Genomic DNA, 15,767 nt, shown 5'->3' on the forward strand with positions numbered 1-15,767 from the left:
GATACCGAAACGCCATGTCCCGCTACCTGATCGCTGCGCTCTACAAATTTGTCCCGCTGCACGCCGGCCCCGCCCTGCAGGCCCGCCTGAAGTCGCTGTGCGCCGAAAACGGTGTCACCGGCACGCTGCTGCTGGCGCGCGAAGGCATCAATGGCACGATTGCCGGGCCGGAAGCCGGACTGCGCACCGTGCTGGACGGGCTGCGCGCGCTGCCGGGCTGCGCCGGTCTCGAGCACAAGGAGAGCTGGGCCGACGAACAGCCCTTCCTGCGTCTCAAAGTGCGGCTGAAGCGCGAGATCGTCACCATGGGCGTGCCCGACATCGACCCGGTGGATGGTGTGGGCACATATGTCGAGCCGGAAGACTGGAATGATCTCATCCGCGCGCCCGACGTCGTCACCATCGATACCCGCAATGATTACGAGGTGCGGATCGGCCAGTTCGACGGTGCCGTGAACCCGCACACGGCCAGCTTCCGTGACTTTCCCGACTGGTTCCGCCAGTTCCGGGCCGAGCGCCCGAATACCCGTATCGCCATGTATTGCACCGGCGGTATCCGCTGCGAGAAGGCGACCGCCTTCGTCAAGGCGCAGGGCATTGACGAAGTCTTCCACCTCAAGGGCGGTATCCTGAAATATCTCGAGACCGTCGATCCCGCCGACAGCCTGTGGCAGGGCGAGTGTTTCGTCTTCGACCGCCGTATCGCTGTCGGTCACGGTCTTGCGCAGGGCACGCACGATACCTGCCATGGCTGCCGCGAACCGCTGGCGCCGGAGGATCTCAAATCGCCGCTCTATGTCGACGGTGTGAGCTGTCCGCACTGCCATGATGCGCGGTCGCAGGACCAGCAGGCGCGCTATGCCGAACGTCATCGCCAGGAGCAGATTGCCGAAACCCGCGGCGAGCGCCATGTCGGGCGCCGCACGGACGCGGAATGAGCGCCGGCGCGCCCATCCTCTATTCCTTCCGCCGCTGCCCCTATGCGATGCGGGCGCGGCTCGCCCTGCACGCGGCCGATATCGCCGTCGAGCATCGCGAGATCCTGCTGCGCGACAAGCCGCAGGCCATGCTGGACGCCTCCCCGAAGGGCACTGTGCCGGTACTTGTCCTGCCGGACGGGCGCGTGCTGGAGGAAAGTCTCGACGTCGCACACTGGGCGCTGGCGCAGCACGATCCGGAAGACTGGCTCGCCCCCGGCGACGCCATGACACCGCTGATCGCGCGCTGCGATGGCGATTTCAAACACCATCTCGACCGCTACAAATACGCCACCCGCCACGACACCGACCCGGCCGAGCATTTCCAGGCCGGCAGTGCCTTCCTGGCAGAGCTGGACGTGCGGCTGTCTGATGACGGGCAGCTGTTCGGTGCGCGCATGTCGCTGGCCGATGCCGCGATCTTCCCCTTCGTGCGCCAGTTCGCCCATACGGACCGCGAGGCCTTTGACGGGCTGGGCCTGTCCGGCGTGTCGCGCTGGCTGGACGATCACCTCGCCTCGCCCCGCTTTGCCGCCGTGATGATCAAGCACCCGCTCTGGACACCGGACGATCCGGCGGCGTGACCGGAAAAGCCGAATTGCGGATTCCGCGCAACACAAATCGTTAAAACGGGTTTGGGGCTAGCGAATCGCTGTCATCGAACCGAAATATTCTGTATCGGTCCTGACGGATTGTGCAGGCGCAGCATTCTGCGCCCCTCCACCCCCCAGCCGCACGCCATGGCGACTGAAAGATCCCCGGAAGCCCGCGCTTCCGGGGATTTTTTATGATCGGGCGGAGGGGTGTTCTTAACCGCCGCACGCGAAGGATGCCGGCATCTGCACCGCGCCCCGCGCGGCCGCACCCCTGTCGTCTTTCCCGGGAGTTTCCCTTGCGCAAAACACTTCTGGCAGCCGGTTTCGGCCTTGCAATCCTTCCTTCCGCCCAGGCCCAGCACTGGGCCTATGAGGGGCATGAAGGTCCCGATCACTGGGGCGAACTGTCCGAGAGCTGGGGCGCCTGTTCCGCCGGCCAGCAGCAATCGCCCATCGATCTGGGCACGTCCAGCGGGCTGAGCCTGCAATCCATGGCGATCGACTGGCCGGAAACCATTCCGGGTACGGTGGTCGATAATGGCCATACCATCCAGGTGAATGTCGAGCCGGGCGCCAGCCTGACCATTGCCGGTCATGAATACGCCCTCGTCCAGTTCCACTTCCACGCCGCCAGCGAACACACGATCAATGGCCGCCATGCGCCGATGGAAGTCCACTTCGTCCATGCCGACAGCGCGGGCGGTCTCGCCGTGATCGGCGTGATGATCGAGGCCGGCGCGCCGCTGGCGAGCCTCGGCTCGGTCTGGGCCGTCAATCCGCAGGCCGGTGGTTCGGGCGGTGTCGCCGCCTCGATCCATCTCGGTGAATTCCTGCCCGTCGACCGCAGCGCCTGGCGCTATGCCGGATCGCTGACCACGCCGCCGTGCAGCGAGGTCGTCACCTGGACGGTCTTCCGTCATGCCGTCACCGCAAGTGCTGCCCAGATCGCCTGGTTCGAAGGCCGGCACCCGCACTCCTACCGTCCCGCCCTGCCGCTCAACCGCCGCCACGTCCTCCAGGTCGGCGGTTAGCAAAAAGCCCCGGACCTTGAAGGTCCGGGGCTTTCTCTTTTCAGGGCCGGAAGGTGCCTATTCCCAGAAATAGGGCTGGCGCTGGCGATCGCCCGTGACCAGCTCGTTCATCGTCTCCGCCTCGTAGAGACGGCCATTGAGCATCACGTATTCGATCTCGTCGGTATTGCCGATATCCTCCAGCGGGTTTGCCCGCAGGAAGACGAGGTCGGCCAGCTTGCCTTCCTCGATCGTGCCGAGATCATTGTCGAAGCCGAGATGGCGGGCCGGCATGACCGTCGCCGTCATCAGCGCCTCGAGCGGGCTGAAACCGCCGCGGGCGAAGGACCACATCTCCCAGTGAGCTGCCAGGCCTTCCTGCTGACCATGGGCACCGATGGACACATCGACGCCACGCTCGAACAGCATGTGGGCCGTGCGGGCATTGTCGTCATCGACGAAGTCCTCTTCCGGGGCCGTCGTGCGGCGTACCGAGGAGGCCTGCAGCTGGCGCGGCGGCGCATGCCGCGACAGGATCGGGTGCTCCCAGACATTCATCGCCTGGCGCCAGTAGGGATCGCCGGCCAGACCGCCATAGGTCACCGTCAGCGTCGGCGTGTAGGCGACCTCGGTCTGGGAATACATCTGCAGCACGTCCTCATAGATCATCGAGAGCGGCAGATTGTGTTCGATCGAGGTATTGCCGTCCGCCACCATGGCCATGTCCATGTGGTAGTTGGAACCGCCCTCGGCGACCACTTCCAGCCCGGCCTCGATGGCTGCAGCGACGACCTGCTGGCGCTGGTCACGCCGCGGCTGGTTGTAGTTCTTGATCGAGTGGGCCCCCTGGGATGCCAGGCGGAAGACGTGCTCGCGCGCATCCCCGATCGAATTGATCTCCGCATAGACCGACGGCGCACGGGCACCGTAGACGATCTCGCCGGTGGAATAGATGCGCGGGGCAAGATAGGTGCCGGTGCGCTGGTATTCCGAGGCGGTGAAGATATGGCTCGCCCGGCTGGACGGGTCGTGGATCGTGGTCACGCCCAGCGCCAGGTGTGCAATGGCCGACCAGTTCTGCTCCGGCACCAGATCGCCCGTGCCCTGCGGCCCGTGCGCGTGGGCGTCGATGAAGCCCGGCGTGATCGTCATGCCGTTGGCATTCACCACGCGGGCGCCTTCGGGCACCTCGACATCGGCGCCGACAGCGACGATCCGGTTGCCTTCGATGATGATATTGCCCGCTTCGATGACACCGCCATCCTCACCGGCCATGGTGATGATGCGGGCGCCGGCGATCGCCGTCACACCCGAGGGCCGGTCGGCCGTGGCCGTCATGGCCAGGCTCACACCGCTTTCCGGCGGCGTGTATTCGGTCTCGCGTGCCGGATCCGGGCGGAAATCCGCCAGCGGCACGGAGAAGAATTCCGGTCCCATCGACCAGTTGAGATGCGTGCCGCCCTCGCTCCAGTGGAAATAGGTCGCGCCATTGCCCGACACTTCCACCGTCGGCAGGGCCGAACCGTTCGACCCGCCCGACACGGATTGCGGTCCCGGCGGCAGCGGCATCACGAACACATCGTAATTCTGGCGGAAGGCCACATGGGCACCATCGGGGGCGACCTGGTATTCGGTGATCATCTCGCCGGTGATGTGGGTGCGTTCCTCATGGCCGTTGAGATCGACCGAGACGAGGCTGGCGCCATCGCCGCCGCGGGTGAAGTAGATGCGCTCGTTCGAAGCACCGAAGTGCGGCAGGGAACCGCCATCGGTCACTTCGCTCATCTCGCCGCCAGCGGCCGGCACGCGGTAGATACCCGTCGTTTCCGACCATTCCGGCGCGGTCAGATAACCGCCGCCATTCTTTTCGAACACCAGGGTCGAGCCGTCCGGCGAGAAGCGCGGATTGGCGTAATGTCCCGGCTCGGAAGTCACCGTGCGCTCGCGGCCGCCGCGGGCGGACACGGTGCGGATCGAACCAAGCTCCGCGTCGTCCCAGGCGACAAAGGCGATGGTGCGCCCGTCCGGCGACCAGGTCGGTGTGATCTCGCGGCGCTCGCCGGCATCGGCGCGGGTCAGGCGGCGCGGTTCGCCGCCGGCCGCATCGCGCACCCACAAGACGCCCAGGCTCTCGAACACGATCTGGCTGCCATCCGGCGAGGCCGTGGCAAAGCGCGGCATGCGCGTGGTGAAGGTGTCGGGCGCCACCTCGACCTGCGGCCGCGGCGGATCGATCACATCGCGCGTGTCAGAGACTTCAAAGGCAATGTCCGTCACCGCGCCGGACGCCACATCCACCGAATGGAACGTGCCGTCAGCCCAGTACACGATGGCGCTGCTGTCCGGCATCCAGTCCATGTTCGGATACATGCCGGTCACGCCCCAGGTTTCCTGCATGTCCTGGTCGACCGTCTCGACCAGACGGCGTTCCTCGCCCGAGCGCAGATCCTTGATATAGAGGCCGGACTGGATGCGGTCGCGGCGGATGAAGGCCATGTAGCGGCCATCCGGCGACGGCGCCGGACGCACGGCACCGCCGGCGCCCTCGACAATCGTGTCGATCTCGCCCGTCTCCAGGTCGTAGCGGCGGATATTGAACAATTCGGTGTTGGAATCCTGGGCGTAGATGAAGGTATTACCCGGGGTCACATTCTGCGTGTAATAGACGTAGCGGCCATCGGGCGAGAAGATCGGTTCGCCCAGCTCCTTCTGGAAATTCTCGTTGGGACGCTCGACCAGCTGCACGCCGTTTCCGCCCAGCACGTGATACATCCAGATCTCGCCCGTACCGGCCGAACGCTGGGTCGTGAAGTGCTTGCGCGCCGCGATATAGCGGCCCGACGGGTGCCAGGTCGGATTGTTCAAGAGGCGGAAGCTCTCATCCGTCAGCTGGCGGGCATCGGACCCGTCCGCATTCATGATCCAGATATTGTCGCCGCCGCCGCGGTCCGAGGTGAAGGCGATCCGGCTGCCGTCCGGCGAAAAGCGCGGCTGGTACTCCCAGGGCAGGCCGGAAGAGATATTCGTCGCGACGCCGCCGGTGACCGGCATGGTGTAGATATCGCCCAGCATGTCGAAGGCGATGGTCTGCCCGTCCGGGCTGACGTCCAGCGACATCCAGCTGCCCTCGCTCACCTCGATGGGAATCGAGCGTGTCGGCAGCGGCGGATTGGCAACATCCCATTCCGCGTCGTCGCTATCCTGGAAAGCCAGGCCCGGCGCGCTTGCCAGAATGGTCGATGCAGCCAGTACTGCAATAAATCGGGTCATATACCCCTCCCCAATATGTGTCTCCGGGGCGGAGCATAGGTCGCCCCCAACGTGGCGACAAACTTACCGTTCTGTGAGGTTGGGGATTGGGGGGGACTTCCTGCTGTTCTTGTTTCCCCGGACCTGTTCCGGGGCCTGGCATGCGATGGGTGATTTGCACGGTGAAAAGCCCCGTCACGAAGCCAAACCGCCAGCGTTCCAGGGATCACCTTCACCAGACCCCGGAATTCGCTCCGCTCCTCCGGGGAAAGTGATGGAGCTAATCCAGGTTCCACTTTCCCCGGCCTTGTGCCGGGGCCTAGCATACGTCAAAATACTACTTAAAATAGCATTTACACAACAGAGCCACCATGACATTCAACCACCCCGAAGCGGTCTACATCATGGCCAGCCGGCCGCGCGGCGCACTCTATGTCGGCCGCACCACATGCTTGGTGGGACGTGTCGAACAGCATCGCACGGGAGCCATGGCGGGCCATACGCGCAAGTACAAGATCCGCAATCTGGTCTACTACGAATGGCATGAGGGCTGGCAGGCCGCCTGGGCGCGCGAGCGACAACTCAAACGCTACCGGCGCGAGTGGAAATTCAACCTGATCGAAGCCGGCAATCCGGGCTGGAAGGATCTCTGGTTCGAACTCGTCGAGGATGATGTCATCCCGTTTTCGCCGCGCTGAAATGTCAGACCCCGGCACAAGGCCGGGGGAAGTGATGTGTGGTTTTCACTCAAACTCCCCTCCCCGGAGGAGCCACCTCTCCGCTTTCCCCGGAGGAGCGAAGCGAATTCCGGGGCCCGGTTGAGTTTCCGGGTTTAGCTCCAAGCCAGGCACGCCTCTTTATGCCAGGCCCCGGCACAGGGCCGGGGAAAGTGGTGTGTGTGCTGGGGAAGAAAGCAGCAGCGCGCCCTCTCGCCCTCAGTGCGAACCGCCAAGGCGGCCCAGCTTCACCTGGTAATCGACGGCCAGCCCGTAGGCGGGGTCGTCGTCGCTGTCGACCATCAGCTGGCCGGCGCGGGAGAGGAGACGGTGGCAGTCGCGGCTGAGATGGCGCAGTTCCAGCTGTTTGCCGGCAGCCTCGTATTTCGCCGCCAGGTCTTCCAGCGCCTGCAGGGCCGACTGGTCGACCACCCGGCTGTCGGCAAAGTCGACCACCACGCGGTCGGGATCATTCTCGATGTCGAACAATTCCATGAAGCTGGCTGTCGAGCCGAAGAAGAGCGGTCCTTCCACCTGGTAGACCATCTGGCCCTCCTCACCCGCCACCTGGCGCGCGTGAATATGCGAAGCGGCCTTCCAGGCATAGACCAGGGCCGACACGATCACGCCGACGATCACGGCCACGGCGAGGTCGGCATAGACCGTCACGCCGGTGACCAGGATGATGACGAAAGCGTCCGAGCGCGGGATGCGGGTCAGGATGCTCAGGCTCTGCCAGGCGAAAGTGCCGATCACCACCATGAACATCACGCCCACCAGCGCGGCCAGCGGGATCTGCTCGATCAGGCTGGAGCCGACGAGGATGAAGGCCAGCAGGAACAGAGCGGCCGACACGCCGGCCAGGCGCAGCCGGCCGCCGGATTTCACATTGATCATCGACTGGCCGATCATGGCGCAGCCGCCCATGCCGCCGAAGAAGCCGGTCACCAGATTGGCGACGCCCTGGGCGACGCATTCCTGGGACGCCCCGCCGCGGCGGCCGGTGATCTCACCGACCAGGTTGAGGGTCAGGAGGCTCTCGATCAGGCCGATCGCCGACAGGATGAAGGCGTAGGGCAGGATGATCTGCAGCGTCTCCAGGCTCAGCGGCACCATGGGGATGTGGAATTGCGGCAGGCCGCCCTCGATCGAGGCGAGATCGCCGACGCGCGGCACCGGCAGGCCGAAACCGATCACCAGCGCTGCGACCACACCGATAGCCACCAGCGGCGCCGGAACCACTTTCGTCACCTTCGGGACCACCCAGATCAGCGCCATGGTCAGGGCCACCAGGCCCAGGGTCAGGAGCAGCGGCCAGCCAGTCATCCAGACATGCTCGCCGGCCTCATTGACCACTTTGGACTGTTCCAGCTGGGCGAGGAAGATCACGATGGCCAAGCCATTGACGAAGCCCAGCATCACCGGGTGCGGCACCATTCGGATGAACTTGCCCAGCTTCAGCACGCCGGCCGTGATCTGGATGACCCCCATCAGCACCACGGTGGCGAACAGGTATTCGATCCCGTGTTCGGCCACGAGATGCACCATCACCACCGCCAGCGCGCCGGTGGCGCCGGAGATCATGCCGCGGCGGCCACCGAACAGGGCCGTGATCAGGCCGACGATGAAGGCGGCATAAAGCCCGGCCAGCGGCGGCACACCGGCCACGAAGGCAAAGGCCACCGCTTCGGGCACCAGAGCCAGCGCCACGGTCAGGCCCGCCAGCAGCTCGATCCGGATGCGCGACGGGGTCAGCGGCGGCAGGGTGCCCCGGTCGCCGACAGACGCGGCCAGACGTTCCGTGAAGGCGGCAAGAGAGGTGCGGATCATGGCTGGGTCCGTTGTTCGGCGAAACCGCATCATGCAGGTCCCGCGGCAGGATGTCGCGATGCCGCCTCTTATGCTGCAACGCAGCAGATGGCCACCCTTGCAACGCATCGACGATGAAAAATGATCGTCAAGGTCGCATTAACCACGCTCCTCAACGAAATATTTGTCCCGATCTGCGCATCCTGATCCGGAACGAAGGGGATTTGACGTGGATTATTCGAGCGTTGCCAAGCCGTCCGGCACCGGCCCTGCCAATGATACGTCCGAGCCGATCCGGCCCGCCATCGCCGACACGGCGTCGCTGACCCGTGCCCAGCTGAAGGCCCAGGCCCGCGCGCCGCAGCACCGCGTGAACCGCAAGGCGCTGAGCCATATCCTGCAATCCCTCGACATTTTCGTCACCGTGATCGTCGCCGCGGCTGGCGCCTACGCCATGTCCGGCGGACGCGTGACCGAAGTCGCCGCCGGCGAACTCCTGCCGGTCGTCGCCTTTACCGTGCTGGCTCCGGCGCTCCTGATGCTCAGCGGCGTCTACCGGATCGAACCGCGCGAGGTCGGCCTCTACCGCGTCGCCCGCGCCTTTATCGCGACGGGCCTGGCCGGATCGGCCATCACCGCGCTCGCCCTCGTCACCGCACCGCGCGCGACCGAACTGGTGGCCCTGTTCGCCATGACCGGTGTCGGCGCACTGACCGTCCTGCACATCATCTATGCCGTCTTCATCGGTCACTGGGCTCGCGCCGGCCGCCTGGCGCGCAATGTCGTGCTGGTCGGCGCCACGCCGAATGCCCGCAAGCTGATCGCCGCCAATGCCGGGTCCGGCACGGTGAATGTCGTCGGCGTGTTCGACGACCGCAAGTCGCGCAGCCCGGCCGCCCTCGCCGGCGCGCCCTATCTCGGCTCGACCGACGACCTGTTCTCCTGGCCGCTGCTGCACGAGGTCGACCGCATCATCCTGACCGTGTCGCCCAAGGCCGAACAGCGCGTGCAGATGCTGCTCGCCAAGCTGCGCGCCCTGCCGCATTCGGTCTGCCTGCTGCTGGACCTGGACAGTTTCGATCCGGCCGAAACCTCGCTCGACGATATCGTCGGCGTGCAGGCTGCCCGCATGAACGGTGTCGAGGAGCGCCTCGGCCACCTTGTGCTCAAGCGCATCACCGACCTCGCCTTCAGCCTCGTCATGTCGCTGTTTGCCCTGCCCGTGATGGCGCTGATCGCGCTGGCGGTGAAGCTGGACAGCCCCGGCCCCATCCTGTTCCGCCAGACCCGCGAGGGCTTCAATGGCCGTCCGATCGAAGTGCTGAAATTCCGCACCATGCGTCACGATCCCCGCAGCCAGGACGGCCCGGTGCGTCAGGTCGAATTCGACGATCCGCGTGTCACCCGTATTGGCGGTTTCCTGCGCAAGACCTCGCTCGACGAGCTGCCGCAGCTGTGGAATGTCGTCGCCGGTTCGATGTCGCTGGTCGGTCCGCGTCCGCACGCGCCGGGCATGCGCACCGGCGGGACGGAAACCTCCAAACTGGTGGCCGAATACGCCCACCGCCACCGCGTGAAGCCGGGCATTACCGGCTGGGCCCAGATCAACGGCTCGCGCGGTCCGCTGCATTCCCCCGAAGCCGCCCGCGAACGCGTCCGCCTGGACCTGGAATACATCGCCCGCGCCAACTTCTGGTTCGACCTCTGGATCATGCTCCGCACCCTGCCGGCGCTCCTGGGCGACAAGGTGAATATCCGGTAGCGCAGCGCCGCTTTCCCCGGATCCTCCCCTCTGCTTTCCCCGGAGGAGCGAAGCGAATTCCGGGGCCGGGGGAAATACTGTCGAGCGTGCAGGACGACTAGGGGCACAACGCCACAACCGTCTCCGTCACCCTGACGAAAGTCAGGGCCCAGTTCACAAGGCTGGGCGGTCGCGAACGTGCGTTCGTCGTGCTTGCCTGCTGGCCCGTTTCTGAGCTTCAAACGCCCGAATTCCGCTACGCGGTCTGGGTCCTGACTTTCGTCAGGATGACGGCGTGGGGAGACGAACAATCTTGCCCCACTTGCCAAGACTGTTGTTCAACCTGAGGAAAGTGGTGTGATTGGGAAAATGCGGGGATCAAACCCCGTAAAACCCGGTCAACCGGTTCAGCTTGCGCATGGCCTTCCCCGTCAGGCGGGCCACCTGTCCGGTGCGTTCCGGGTGGGCCCAGTCGGAGGTGTCGAGTACGGTCTTGCGGGCGGCGGCGGCCCAGCCGGCCGGTGCGCAATAGCCGCCGGCGAGACCGACCTGGCAGGTCGCCAGATCCTTCTTGAAGGCAAACTGGCCGGGGCCGAGATCGACGCCTTTCTGGCCGGCTTCGGCAGCGCGGCGGGCGCTTTCCACCATCAGCACGAGGCCAGGGCTGATCGCACCGAGATCGCGGTCATAGGCGGGGAACCAGTATTGCACCAGCCGCTCGCTCGCCATGCCGACATGGACGGCGGCGAACCTGCCGTCGATTTCCAGGCTGGAGCAAACGCCCCAGAATGTATCGCTGCGCCGGCGCAGCACCGCTTCGAGCAGTTTGCGGGTCCAGGCGACCGAGAAGACGTCGAACACGCCGCTCTCGGAGTATTGCGCGCGCTTCCAGGCCAGCATCTGCGCCATGGCTTCAGGACGCGTGTCGTGCATGGTGAAGCGATGGCCGCCCTCGGCCTCTTCCAGACGGCGGAACCGCGTGCGGATATTGCGCACGATCTTGGAATTGATCGAGCGGCGGTTCTCGTGCCAGGCGTCGAACCCGTCCGAGACATCGATGATCCAGCCGCCATCATAGCCCAGCGCGTGCGGCCGGAAGGCCGGCTGGCTGGCAAGCGCGCTGTGGAACAGGAAGATCGGGATGCCCGCGCCCTTCAGCCAGGCCATCAGATCGACCGGGCGGCCCGGCTCGCCGATCACGCCATGCACATCGCCCAGCGGTCCGGCGAGCGGACGGGCAAAGCCGAACCTGCCCGTGTGCAGCGGCAGGAAGCCCACCGGCACGCCGTTTTCGCGCACCGTGACCACCCGCGTATCCGCGCGCACTTCCTCGCAGCATTCGGCAAAGTCGAGCGCGAAATACGGGCTGGCCAGCGCCGCGTCATTTGCAACGAATTCGGCCCAGGCCTCGCGCTCGTCGGCAGCGAGATCACTGGGTTTTTTCAGTGCCACATCCATGGTGATGAGCCTGCGTCATTGTCCCCGCTGCAACACTAGGTCGAACCCCTTATCAGGACATGAAGATTCCTGATGCCGGTCGCCTCCCGCGCGGCATCGCGCTTGCATGGTTCGCCTCAAGGGCGAGTGGAGCGTTTCATGCTTGGACGGTATCTTCTGGGTTATCTGCCGGTACAGGCCGCACAGGGTCTTGTGGGCTTTGGCAGCGTCGCCGTCTTCACGCGGCTGATGGCGCCGGAAGATTATGGCAGCTACGCCCTGGCACTGGCCGCCATGTCCTTGACCCACATCCTGATTTTCACCTGGCTGGAAGCCGCTGTCGCACGCTTTCATGCGCGCGCCGAACGCCGCGGCCGGATGCGCGAACACCTGATGACGGCCTATGCCGTCTATGCCCTGATCGCGCTGGTCGCGGGCACGGTGCTGATCGGCCTGGTCCAGATCCTGCCGCTGGACGCGCGGCTCAAAACGGCACTCGCCTTCGCGGTCGTCGCTCTCCTTCTGCGTGCCGCGATGCAGATCGGCATGGAGACCCATCGCGCCCAGGGCGATGTGCGCCGCTTCTCCGCCCTGGAAGCGAGCTATCTCATGCTCGGCTTCATGATCGGTGTCGGCCTGATCCTGACGACGGATCTGGGCGCTGCCGGCATTTTCATCGGCCTGGCCGTGGCCGCCGGCGTGATGCTGGTCTTCGACCTGCCGGTGATGCTGAACCGTGCCCGCGGCGGCAAGCGCCAGAATGTGCGCGTTGCGGCCTATGCCGCCTACGGCCTGCCGGTGACGCTGTCCCTGATCTTCGAACACCTGCTCTCGGTGGGCGACCGTTTCCTGATCGCCGGCTTTCTCGGCCAGGGCGCGGTCGGCATGTATGCCGCCGGCTACGGCCTCGCCGACCGCCTGCTGGACATCATCTTCATCTGGTTCGGCGCGGCCGTGTGGCCGATGACGATCCGCGCCCTGGAACAGGACGGCAAGGCCGCCGCCCAGGCCGTCGCGGGACAGGCCGCCGGACTGATGGGCCTGATCGCCTTCCCTGCCGCCGCCGGGCTCGCCCTGGTCGCACAGCCGCTGACCGGCGTGCTGGTCGGCGAGGCGCTGCGCGAGGAAGCCGCCCGCATCCTGCCCTGGATCGCCCTGTCGGGTCTGATGAACGGCATGATGACCTATTATTTCCACGAGGCCTTCACCCTCACCCGCCGCACCGGCGTGATGGCGGCGATCATGAGCGCCTCGGCCATTCTCAATCTGGGTCTCAACCTCGTCTTCATCCCGGCGTTCGGCCTGACCGGCGCCGCGCTGGCGACGGTTCTGGTCTATGCGCTGGCACTGGTGGTGTGCGTGGTGACGGGCCGCAGGCATTTCGCCCTGCCCCTGCCCTGGGCCGAATGGATCAAGGCCGGCAGCGCCACCGCGATCATGGCTGCCGCCGTGCTGGCCGTGCCCGGCCTGCCCGAGGCCTGGCAGACACTGGCCGTAAAAGCAGCAATTGGCGCAGTCGTTTACGCGATCTCAGCCTATGTGTTCGATATTGCCGGATGCCGGCAATGGCTGCGCGATGCCCGCGCACTGATCAAGCCGGCGGGGGCGACGACATGACCATGATGGCCGACACTTCCCTGCGCGAATATGCCAATGCGGCCAGCCAGGCCGCCGACCGGATTTCCATGTCGGTTCTGGTGCCCTTCTATGGCGACAATCCGGGCGGTCTGGTGCGGGCGCTGGAAGGCCAGGCGGCCGGCGATGTCGAGATCGTGCTCTATGATGATGGCGAGCCCGACCGCGAACTCAATGCCGCGCTGTCCCTGCTGCTCGCCAGCCTGGAAACCCCGGCGCGCCTTTTGACCTCGACCCGCAATCGCGGCCGCTCGGAAGGCCGCAACCTGCTGGCAGAACAGGCCCGCGGCGAGTGGCTGGTCTTTCTGGACGCCGACATGCGTCCGGGCGGTCCCGCCTTCCTGCAGACCTATCGCGCCCTGGCCGCCCGCGGCGGGTTCGACGCCGCCTATGGCGGTCACGCCACCGACTGGCCGTCCGAGCGCGAACTGGAACTGCACGCCGCACTCACCCGTTCGTGCGAGGAGCATGGTGCCGAGGAGCGCAATGTCACCGGTCCGACTGCCTTCTGCTCGTCCAACATCCTGGTGCGAGCCGATGTGATGAAAGCCGTCCCCTTCGATACGGGCTTTACCGGCTGGGGATTCGAGGATGTCGACTGGGCGGTCATGGCCGCCCGCGAGTTCACCCTGGTACATGTCGACAATCCGGCTTGGCATGGCGGTCTGCAATCGCCGGCGGCCCTGCTGGCGAAATTCCGGGCCGGCGCCGTGAACTACCGCCGCCTGCTCGACCGTCATCCCGAACTGGCCGGACTGCCCGGCGCCCGTGCGGCGCGCACGCTGGCCCGTATTCCCGGCCAGGCGGCCCTGCGCGGCATCTGGTCGATGATCACCCGCAGCCCTGTCCTGCCGATGAAGCTGCGCACGACGGCCCTCAAACTGTGGCGCGCCAGCTGGACCGCGGAGGCCCTGTCATGAACGCGCCCTACACACCCGGCTCCGGCCTCGGTGCCGCCCTGAACCGCCGCTGGGTCCGCTTTGCGGCCCGCCAGCCGATGCGGATCGATCTCGACCACGCCATCGTCACCTTCACCTTCGACGATTTCCCCAAATCGGCCGCCACGACCGGCGCGGCCGTGCTGGAACGTCATGGCTGGCGCGGCACCTATTACGCCTCGGCCGGCTATGCCGGCGGCGAGACCCATCACGGCGCCATGTTCGATGCCGGCGATCTCGCCCGGCTGACGGCAGACGGTCACGAGATCGCCTGCCACACCTATGGCCATCTCGACGCCTCCGCCGTTTCCGACCGCGCACTGGTCGCCGATGTCGAGCGCAATGCCCGCGCCCTGGCCGCGATGGGCCACGAAGCCGAGATCACATCCTTTGCCTTCGCCTATGGCGAGGCGACACCGGCTGCCAAACTGGCGCTGGGCGACCGTTTCACCACGCTGCGCGGCATCCGCGCCGGCATCAATCGCGGCACGGTGGATCGCGGCCTGCTCGCCTCCGTACCGCTGGACGGCGGCGAGGCCGGCATTGCCCGCGCCATCGAGGCCGCCGGCACGCTGCCGGATCATCCCGGCTGGCTGATCTACTACGCCCACGACATCCAGGACGCGCCGACGCAGTGGGGCTGCACCCCGGCCCAGTTCGAACGGGTGTGCGAGGCGGTTGAGGCGTCCGGCGCACAGGTCATGACCATGGCCGAAGCGGCGCGCCTTATGGGGAGAGAAGAATGAGTGTATCCGTCATCATCCCGACCTTCCGCCGGCCCGAAGGCCTGCGGCATGCCGTGGAAAGCGTTCTGGCCCAGTCGCACCAGCCCGACCAGCTGGTGATCGTCGACAATGACCCGGCCGGCAGCGCCGCGCGGGTCGCCGCGACCGCGAAAGCCATCGCACGCTGCGAGGTGGTCTATATCCACGAGCCGCAACCGGGTGTGTCGAATGCCCGCAATGCCGGTTTTGCCGCCGCGACCGGCCGCTATATCGCCTTCCTCGACGATGACGAGATCGCCTCGGTCGGCTGGCTGGAAGCCCTGCTCGACACCGCCCGCACGCTCGACGCCAGCGTCGTGTTCGGACCGCTGCGCGGCGAAGCGCTCGACGTCTCCGGCATCCGCGCCGATCTGGCACACCGGCTCTATTCCCGCGTCGGCCCGGCGCAGGACTGCCGCCTGGACAAGCCGTTCGGCTGCGGCAATTCCCTCATTGACCGTGACGCGTTCGAGATTGCCGACCGGCCCTTCGATCCGCGCATGAATGCCTCGGGCGGCGAGGATGATGTCTTCTTCGCCCTGCTGGCCCGCCAGGGTGCCCGCTTCGCCTGGTCGGCGAAGGCGGTCGGTATCGAAACTGTCGATGCCACGCGCACCGGCTGGCGCTACCTCCTGGCGCGCTCCTTCGCCTTCGGACAGGGCGCGACCCAGTCGTGCAGCCGCGGCGAGCGCATGAACTGGCCGGGCATCGTGTTCTGGATGGGTGTGGGCCTCGCCCAGACACTGGTCTACGGCTCGCTCGCCGGCCTCACCAGCCTCGCCATGCCCCGCCGCGCCGCCGAATTCCTCGACCGCTGTGTCCAGGGCGCCGGAAAATTCCTCTGGATCGAAGCCTTCGAACCGCGGTTTTACGGCCAGATTGAGGGGTAGGCGCC

General features: G+C 66.1%; 12 protein-coding genes. 9 read left to right on the forward strand and 3 right to left on the reverse strand.

All coding sequences use genetic code 11. The features are described 5' to 3' along the window. Positions 1-14: 14 nt before the first annotated feature. The 3 genes from JJ918_RS08995 (at position 15) to JJ918_RS09005 (ending at position 2,604) form a co-directional block, all read left to right on the forward strand. Positions 15-938 (forward strand): rhodanese-related sulfurtransferase, encoded by a 924-nt coding sequence (locus tag JJ918_RS08995; RefSeq protein WP_291886079.1) that lies wholly within the window; start codon positions 15-17, stop codon positions 936-938. Then, the gene (locus JJ918_RS09000; protein ID WP_291886081.1) at positions 935-1,561 is read left to right on the forward strand and encodes a glutathione S-transferase; all 627 of its coding nucleotides are present in this window, start codon (positions 935-937) and stop codon (positions 1,559-1,561) included. The genes JJ918_RS08995 and JJ918_RS09000 overlap by 4 nt, the downstream gene beginning before the upstream one ends. 308 nt (positions 1,562-1,869) lie before the next feature. Then, positions 1,870-2,604 carry a carbonic anhydrase gene (locus tag JJ918_RS09005; RefSeq protein WP_291886083.1) on the forward strand — a complete coding sequence of 245 codons (735 nt, stop codon included), beginning with the start codon at positions 1,870-1,872 and terminating at the stop codon, positions 2,602-2,604. A gap of 57 nt (positions 2,605-2,661) precedes the next feature. Here JJ918_RS09005 and JJ918_RS09010 read toward each other — a convergent pair whose 3' ends face one another. Further along, positions 2,662-5,853, reverse strand: a complete 3,192-nt coding sequence (locus JJ918_RS09010; protein WP_291886085.1) for an amidohydrolase family protein — start codon at positions 5,851-5,853, stop codon at positions 2,662-2,664. A 350-nt stretch (positions 5,854-6,203) separates the two neighbouring features. Here JJ918_RS09010 and JJ918_RS09015 point away from each other — a divergent pair, with 350 nt between their 5' ends. After that, positions 6,204-6,530: a GIY-YIG nuclease family protein gene (locus tag JJ918_RS09015; RefSeq protein WP_291886086.1), complete on the forward strand. Its 327-nt coding sequence runs from the start codon at positions 6,204-6,206 to the stop codon at positions 6,528-6,530. Between the two features lie 237 nt (positions 6,531-6,767). On the opposite strand, the gene JJ918_RS09020 is transcribed toward JJ918_RS09015, so the two are convergent. Continuing rightward, a complete protein-coding gene (locus JJ918_RS09020; RefSeq protein ID WP_291886089.1) occupies positions 6,768-8,378 on the reverse strand; it encodes a SulP family inorganic anion transporter in 1,611 nt (536 codons plus the stop codon). 208 nt (positions 8,379-8,586) lie between these two features. Here JJ918_RS09020 and JJ918_RS09025 point away from each other — a divergent pair, with 208 nt between their 5' ends. Then, positions 8,587-10,119, forward strand: a complete 1,533-nt coding sequence (locus JJ918_RS09025; protein WP_291886092.1) for an exopolysaccharide biosynthesis polyprenyl glycosylphosphotransferase — start codon at positions 8,587-8,589, stop codon at positions 10,117-10,119. A gap of 357 nt (positions 10,120-10,476) precedes the next feature. Here JJ918_RS09025 and JJ918_RS09030 read toward each other — a convergent pair whose 3' ends face one another. Further along, entirely contained in the window at positions 10,477-11,556 is a 1,080-nt protein-coding gene (locus JJ918_RS09030) for a GNAT family N-acetyltransferase (protein WP_291886094.1), read from the reverse strand. 138 nt (positions 11,557-11,694) lie between these two features. Here JJ918_RS09030 and JJ918_RS09035 point away from each other — a divergent pair, with 138 nt between their 5' ends. From JJ918_RS09035 to JJ918_RS09050, 4 genes are read left to right on the forward strand one after another with little or no spacing between them, the layout of a single operon-like run. Continuing rightward, the gene (locus tag JJ918_RS09035) at positions 11,695-13,152 is read left to right on the forward strand and encodes a lipopolysaccharide biosynthesis protein (RefSeq protein ID WP_291886096.1); all 1,458 of its coding nucleotides are present in this window, start codon (positions 11,695-11,697) and stop codon (positions 13,150-13,152) included. Beyond that, positions 13,149-14,090, forward strand: a complete 942-nt coding sequence (locus JJ918_RS09040) for a glycosyltransferase family A protein (RefSeq protein ID WP_291886099.1) — start codon at positions 13,149-13,151, stop codon at positions 14,088-14,090. The genes JJ918_RS09035 and JJ918_RS09040 overlap by 4 nt, the downstream gene beginning before the upstream one ends. Continuing rightward, complete coding sequence (locus JJ918_RS09045) at positions 14,087-14,854, forward strand: polysaccharide deacetylase family protein (RefSeq protein WP_291886102.1); 768 nt, start codon at positions 14,087-14,089, stop codon at positions 14,852-14,854. The genes JJ918_RS09040 and JJ918_RS09045 overlap by 4 nt, the downstream gene beginning before the upstream one ends. Next, positions 14,851-15,762, forward strand: a complete 912-nt coding sequence (locus tag JJ918_RS09050) for a glycosyltransferase family 2 protein (protein WP_291886104.1) — start codon at positions 14,851-14,853, stop codon at positions 15,760-15,762. Before JJ918_RS09045 ends, JJ918_RS09050 begins: the two co-directional genes overlap by 4 nt. Positions 15,763-15,767 lie beyond the last annotated feature (5 nt).

Source organism: Maricaulis sp. (assembly GCF_017642925.1).
Classification (GTDB): Bacteria; Pseudomonadota; Alphaproteobacteria; order Caulobacterales; family Maricaulaceae; genus Maricaulis.

Coding starts and splice junctions, on each gene's coding strand:
- JJ918_RS08995 (WP_291886079.1), top strand. CDS start 15: ATGTCCCGCTACCTGATCGCTGCGCTCTACAAATTTGTCCCGCTGCAC.
- JJ918_RS09000 (WP_291886081.1), top strand. CDS start 935: ATGAGCGCCGGCGCGCCCATCCTCTATTCCTTCCGCCGCTGCCCCTAT.
- JJ918_RS09010 (WP_291886085.1), bottom strand. CDS start 5,853: ATGACCCGATTTATTGCAGTACTGGCTGCATCGACCATTCTGGCAAGC.
- JJ918_RS09015 (WP_291886086.1), top strand. CDS start 6,204: ATGACATTCAACCACCCCGAAGCGGTCTACATCATGGCCAGCCGGCCG.
- JJ918_RS09020 (WP_291886089.1), bottom strand. CDS start 8,378: ATGATCCGCACCTCTCTTGCCGCCTTCACGGAACGTCTGGCCGCGTCT.
- JJ918_RS09030 (WP_291886094.1), bottom strand. CDS start 11,556: ATGGATGTGGCACTGAAAAAACCCAGTGATCTCGCTGCCGACGAGCGC.
- JJ918_RS09035 (WP_291886096.1), top strand. CDS start 11,695: ATGCTTGGACGGTATCTTCTGGGTTATCTGCCGGTACAGGCCGCACAG.
- JJ918_RS09040 (WP_291886099.1), top strand. CDS start 13,149: ATGACCATGATGGCCGACACTTCCCTGCGCGAATATGCCAATGCGGCC.
- JJ918_RS09045 (WP_291886102.1), top strand. CDS start 14,087: ATGAACGCGCCCTACACACCCGGCTCCGGCCTCGGTGCCGCCCTGAAC.
- JJ918_RS09050 (WP_291886104.1), top strand. CDS start 14,851: ATGAGTGTATCCGTCATCATCCCGACCTTCCGCCGGCCCGAAGGCCTG.